5 protein-coding genes are annotated in these 5,906 nt (G+C 72.8%); 3 read left to right on the forward strand and 2 right to left on the reverse strand.

Translation table 11 applies throughout. The features are described from left to right. From ACFWH7_RS18935 to ACFWH7_RS18945, 3 genes are all read left to right on the forward strand, one after another. On the forward strand, positions 1 to 2,724 hold a 2,724-nt coding region (locus ACFWH7_RS18935), incomplete at its 5' end, for a fibronectin type III domain-containing protein (protein WP_378218871.1). Between the two features lie 91 nt (positions 2,725 to 2,815). After that, positions 2,816 to 3,454: a ClpP family protease gene (locus tag ACFWH7_RS18940; RefSeq protein WP_378218873.1), complete on the forward strand. Its 639-nt coding sequence runs from the start codon at positions 2,816 to 2,818 to the stop codon at positions 3,452 to 3,454. Continuing rightward, positions 3,454 to 4,059, forward strand: coding sequence for a ClpP family protease (locus ACFWH7_RS18945; RefSeq protein WP_378218875.1), 606 nt, complete (start codon positions 3,454 to 3,456; stop codon positions 4,057 to 4,059). Before ACFWH7_RS18940 ends, ACFWH7_RS18945 begins: the two co-directional genes overlap by 1 nt. A gap of 98 nt (positions 4,060 to 4,157) precedes the next feature. Here ACFWH7_RS18945 and ACFWH7_RS18950 read toward each other — a convergent pair whose 3' ends face one another. Both ACFWH7_RS18950 and ACFWH7_RS18955 read right to left on the reverse strand, forming a co-directional pair. Then, positions 4,158 to 5,141, reverse strand: coding sequence for a DUF6882 domain-containing protein (locus ACFWH7_RS18950; RefSeq protein WP_378218877.1), 984 nt, complete (start codon positions 5,139 to 5,141; stop codon positions 4,158 to 4,160). A gap of 102 nt (positions 5,142 to 5,243) precedes the next feature. After that, positions 5,244 to 5,783 (reverse strand): helix-turn-helix domain-containing protein, encoded by a 540-nt coding sequence (locus tag ACFWH7_RS18955; protein WP_378218879.1) that lies wholly within the window; start codon positions 5,781 to 5,783, stop codon positions 5,244 to 5,246. Between the last annotated feature and the right edge of the window lie 123 nt (positions 5,784 to 5,906).

The raw sequence follows: 5,906 nt of genomic DNA on the forward strand, positions 1-5,906 counted from the left end.
GGCGAGCTCGTCATCACCCTCACCGAGAACCGCCAGGTCGTGACCTACACCGTCACCGACATCGACGGCCTCACCGCCAAGGCCTTCGTCAAGGTCCCGGGGATGACGGACCAGGCCCCGACCCTGCGTCCGGGCATCACCCCGCTGGAGGTCGTCAGCGGTGAGCCGCTGCCGATCGACATCACCGACTACGCGCTCGTCGTCGAGGGCAAGACCCCGCGCCTGACGACCGAGGAGAAGGTCACCGCGCTCGAGGGGACCCGTGAGGTGCCCTCGACCACCGAGATCGTCTACACGTCGAACGCGGACTACGTCGGGCCGGCCGCCGTCACCTTCGAGGTGACCGACGGCTCCGGCCCCGACGACCCCGACGGGCACACGGCGCTGCTCACGCTGCCGATCAGCGTGATCCCGCCGGAGAACCTGCCGCCGGAGCTCTCCACCCCGACGCTCGACGTCGCGGCGGGCGAGGAGGCGTCGATCGACCTCGCGCGCTTCGCGACCGACCCCGACGGCGACCCCCTGACCTTCAAGGCCACCGGCCAGGCCCAGGGCCTGACCGTCACCGTCGAGGGCAGCACCCTGCACGCCCAGGCGACCCCCGAGGTCCCCAAGGGCTCGGTGGTCCAGGTCCCGATCACCGTCACCGACGGCGAGCACCCCCCGGTCGAGGGCACCGCGACCCTCACCGTCGTCGCCTCCACCCGACCCCTCGCGCGCGCCAACCTGGACACCGTCGACGACGCCCACCAGGGCAAGCCGACGACCGTCCCCGTGCTCGCGAACGACTCCAACCCGTTCCCCGACACCCCGCTCGCGGTGACGGGCGCCGTGGTCGAGACCGGCTCGGGAGACGTCGCCTTCACCGGCGACAGCGTGACCGTGACTCCGGACGAGAGCTTCGTCGGCGTGATGGTCGTGGTCTACCGCGTGCAGGACGCGACCAAGGATCCTGACCGGCTCGTGGAGGGCCGCGTCCAGCTCAAGGTGCTCGGCAAGCCCGAGGCCCCGGCCACCCCGCAGGTCGACGAGGTGCGCTCGAAGACCGTCGTGCTGTCCTGGGACCCGCCGAACAACAACGGCGCCGAGATCACCGGCTACACCGTGCGCTCCCAGAACGGCTACGAGAAGGCCTGCGGCACCACCACCTGCACCCTCGACGGCCTGACCAACAACGTGAAGTACACCTTCACCGTCTTCGCGACCAACGACGTCGGCGACGGACCCGCCTCCCCGCCCTCGGCCGAGGCACGCCCCGACGAGAAGCCCGACCCGCCCGCCGCACCCACCCTCGAGTTCGGCGACAAGTCGCTCACCGTCACGTGGGAGAACAAGACCTACACCGACCGCTCGGCCATCGAGACCGTCAACCTGGAGATCTCTCCCGCGCCGGCGAGCGGGGCGATCCAGATGCAGGCGCTCTCCGGCAACCAGGTCGTGTGGACAGGGCTCACGAACGGCGTCGCGTACCGGGTGCGCGTGCAGGCGGTGAACCTCGCTCCCGACCCGTCCGAGTGGGGCGACTATTCCGCCGAGGAGATCCCCGCCGGGCTGCCGGACGTCCCGAAGACGCCTAAGGCGGACCGCGCGGCCGACTCCCCACTCAACGGCGGGTCGATCGACGTGTCGTGGGAGCAGCCGTTCGAGAACGGTGACGCCATCAAGGCGTACCACCTCCAGCGGTACCGCAACGGCTCGCCCGACGGCGCGGCTCTGACGCTCACGGGGCTCAGCCACAAGGCCACCGGGCTCGACAACGAGTCGTCGTACACGTTCACCGTGACGGCGGAGAACAAGGCGGGCGTGACCGCGCAGAGCTCGGCGTCAGCGGCCGTCGTGCCGTTCGGCCGCCCGGAGGCACCACCGCAACCGAACGTGCAGAACGTCGGCTCCAGCAACAAGGACAGCGGCATCCCGCGGGTGTCCTGGGGCGCCGCCGACGCCAACGGCAGCCCGATCACCGCCTACACGGTGACGGCCTCGCCGGGCAACGCCACCAGGCAGGTCTCCGGGACGTCGGTGGACTTCACCGGCCTCAACCCAGGCTCGTACACGTTCACCGTCACGGCGACGAATGCCGGCGGTACGTCGACGTCGAGCCCCGCGTCGGCGTCGATCAACGCCTACGACAAGCCGGGGGTGCCGGGTGTCTCCGTGTCTCGCACGGGCGAGAACCGTGGTCGGTTCTCGATCTCCGCGCCCTCGTCGAACGGCGGCAACGCGATCTCGCGCTACGAGTGGCAGCTCTCGGGCAGTCAGAGCTCGTCCGGCACGGGGCAGACGGTCAACGTCGGGTCCGACTACGAGCAGACCTTCCATCTCATCGCTCGCGCGTGCAACGCGGCCGGGTGCGGCGCGTGGAGCGACCGGGTGACGTTCACGACCGACACGCGGCCCGACCCGCCGCGGATCTGGGCGTCGCGCGGCGCCGCGGCGACGACCGGCTCGCTGGGCGACTGCAACAACCTCAGCATCTGCACCAAGTACCGGCTCAACACGAACGCGACGTTCCCGAGCGGGACGTACACCGTGCAGTGCATGACGAACGCGGGCGGTTACGACCACGCCATCACGGGGGGCTACTCGCGGAGCTTCGGGCCGAACGCCTCGTTCGACCTCCCGTGCATCATGGGCAACTACTACCCGGCGCCGCAGAACTGGATCACAGTGAGCCCCGCACCGGCTCGGTTGGTCGTCGATCGGAACACCTGGCCCAACAAGTAGGGCGGGCCGTGCCGGAGCGATCTGCCGTCGGCGTATGAGCCGACGGCAGATCACCGGCCCGTCCGGGCTGCCCGGGGGCCACGGTGGTGCCATGACCACGCCCACGTCACGCACCCCGCACGCGGAGGCCGTCGCGCCGTCCGCGTCCTCCTTCGACGACCAGCTCACGACGCGCCTGCTCCACCAGCGCATCGTCGTCCTCGGTACCGCCGTGGACGACGCCGTCGCGAACCGTCTGTGCGCGCAGCTCCTCCTGCTCTCCGCGGAGGACCCGCGCGCCGACGTCGCGCTCTACGTCAACTCCCCCGGCGGCTCGGTGAGCGCCGGGCTGGCCATCTACGACACGATGCGCCTGATCCCCAACGACGTCTCGACCGTCGCGATGGGCTTCGCCGCGAGCATGGGCCAGTTCCTGCTGTGCGCGGGAACCCCGGGCAAGCGGTACGCGCTGCCGCACGCGCGGATCATGATGCACCAGCCCTCCGCGGGCATCGGCGGGACCGCCGTCGACATCGCGATCCAGGCCGAGAACCTCGTGTACACCAAGGGCCTCATGCACCGGCTGACCGCCGAGAGCACCGGGCAGAGCGTCGAGACCATCGCGGACGACTCCGACCGCGACCGCTGGTTCACGGCCCGGCAGGCGCTCGAGTACGGCATGGTCGACCGGATCGTGGAGTCCGTCGACGACGTCCGCCCCGCCCGCGCGGCCCGGAAGGTGGGCCTGTGATGGCGAGCTACACGATCCCGACCGTCGTCGAGAAGACCCCGCTCGGGGAGCGCGCGTTCGACGTCTTCTCCCGCCTGCTGTCGGAGCGCATCGTCTTCCTCGGCACGGAGATCGACGACGGCGTCGCGAACGTCGTCATGGCGCAGCTCCTCCACCTGGAGTCCGACGCCCCCGACCAGGAGATCGGCCTGTACATCAACTCCCCCGGCGGCTCCGCGACCGCCCTCATGGCGATCTACGACACGATGCAGTTCGTCCGCTGCGACGTGTCGACCATCTGCATGGGCCAGGCGGCGTCGGCCGCGGCCGTGCTGCTCGCGGCGGGGACGCCGGGCAAGCGGTTCGTGCTCGAGCACTCGCGCGTCCTGCTGCACCAGCCGTCGGGCGGCGGCGAGGGCACGATCTCCGACCTGTCGATCCAGGCCGAGGAGATCCTGCGGATCCGGTCCGAGACGGAGGAGGTCCTGTCCCGCCACACGGGTCAGACCGTCGAGCGCCTGCGCGCGGACACCGACCGCGACCTCGTGCTCACGGCGCGCCAGGCCGTCGAGTACGGCGTCGCGGACGCCGTCGTCACGTCGCGCAAGCTCGCCTCGGCCGCCTGACCCGGCGTCGAGCGCTGCGTCCGCGATCGACGGATGCGTCCCTGGACGCAGCGCTCGGACGTCGACGCAGCACTCGCCCACGCCGCCGCGCCGCAGACCTACCCGCGCCTGCGGAACCACGGGCGACGACGCGGCTCCTGCGCGGGTTCGACCGCCGGCCCCCGCTCCTCCGCCGGCGCGGGCTCGACCAGGCTCCGCTCCTCCGCCGGCGCCGACTCGATCAGCTCCGGCTCGTCGTGCGCCTCCGTCGGGTCGACGACGGCGTCCTCGTTGGTCGCGTCGGCGTCAGGCTCCGGCGCGCCCAACTCGGGCGCACGCTCGGGCTCGGTCGCACGTTCGGGCTCGGTCGCGCCGTGCGGCTCCGGCGCGGGTTCCGGCGGACGGCGCGCCGTCGCCTCGATGCCCGAGATCCGCCCGTGCTCGTCAAACCGGACGGTCACCCCGCCGTCGGGCAGGACGAGCACGACCGCGCCGCCGTCCTCCGCCGTCTCGACGCCCCGAGCCGTCGCGTAGGACGCGACCGCGCGGCGGTGGTCGACGACCGTGACGGACAGCAGGCCCTCACTCAGTACCCGCACGACGCGCGGCACGCTCGGCGCGGGCAGCGCCAGGCCGTCAGCGTCGAGGAGGAACCACGCCCGCGTCCCGCTGCCGACGGGTGCGCTGTAGTGGGTCCAGGTCCCGGTGACAGCCTTGGCCGCGAGCGCGAGGCGGTACGGGAGGTCGTCGGTGAGCGGGAGCTCCGCCTCTGTCGCCTCGCGCAGGCCGGACTCGCGGGTCTTCTCGGCGGCGCGCAGCACGTCGTCGGGGAAGCCGTTGACGTTGTTCCACGCCCACATCCAGCTCCCGGGGCCGGGCGCGGCCGTGCCGAGGAACTGGAGCCGGCACGTCGTCGCCTCACCGGCGGCCGCCGTGAAGGTGAACGTGCCCTCCGTCATCTCGGCGCCCCACGCGTCGTCGCCGTGGTGGTCGGCGAGGTGGAGCTGGTGCTCGTGCGAGAGGAACGCGGCGTCGTCGACGAGCTCCTGGAGGGCCGGGGCGGTCTGCTCTGCCGTGCCGTGCGCGGTCTGCGGCTCCGTCATCCCTCGACGGTAGCCGCGCGCCTCCCGCCGCACCGGGGCACGACACGCGGTGCCGACCAGGTACCCGGCAGGTGCGGCTCGACCCCCGGGGTCCCGCGGGGCTCAGGCCGCGAGGAGCAGGACGTCGGCGGTGCGCGCGGTCGGACGCGACGCGAGGGTGGGGGTCGCGATCGCGCTTCGCGCGACCGGGAGGTCGCGCACGGGCTCGCCGGCCGGGGCGGGGTGCCGCGGCGCGGAGAGCGCGCCGCGCTCCCGGACGGAGGAGAGCACACGCACCGGGACGACGGGGCGCAGCTCCTCGCCCGTGCGGGCCACGAGGTCGACGAGCCGCAGGCCGAGCGCGCCGCAGACCGCCGCCAGCACCTCGGAGGACGCCTCCTTGCGGCCGCGCTCCACCTCGGACAGGTAGGCGGTGGAGACGCGCGCGGAGGCCGCGACGTCGACGAGCGTGCGTCCCTGCGCGAGCCGTGCCCGCCGGAGGATGCCGCCGATGACGTGCCGCAGGAGCGGCTCCGGCCGCGCACCCGCTCGGGTCCGCGGACTTGCCGTCACTGCGGTCGGCACTGCGGTCGGCACTGTGGTCGGCACTGCGGTCGGAGCCGCGCTCGGCACTGCGCTCGGCACCGCGCTCGTCACGTCCATGCGGTCACGCTACCCGCGCCCTCGCCCCGGGGGGGCGGGCCCCCGCCGCGCGGTGGCACGCCGTGAGGGGGGGTGGGTGGGGCGCGAAATCTCCGAGGCCCACCCCCCCGCGGTCGAGATCGA

Source organism: Cellulosimicrobium cellulans (assembly GCF_042723955.1).
Taxonomy (GTDB): Bacteria; Actinomycetota; Actinomycetes; order Actinomycetales; family Cellulomonadaceae; genus Cellulosimicrobium; species Cellulosimicrobium cellulans_H.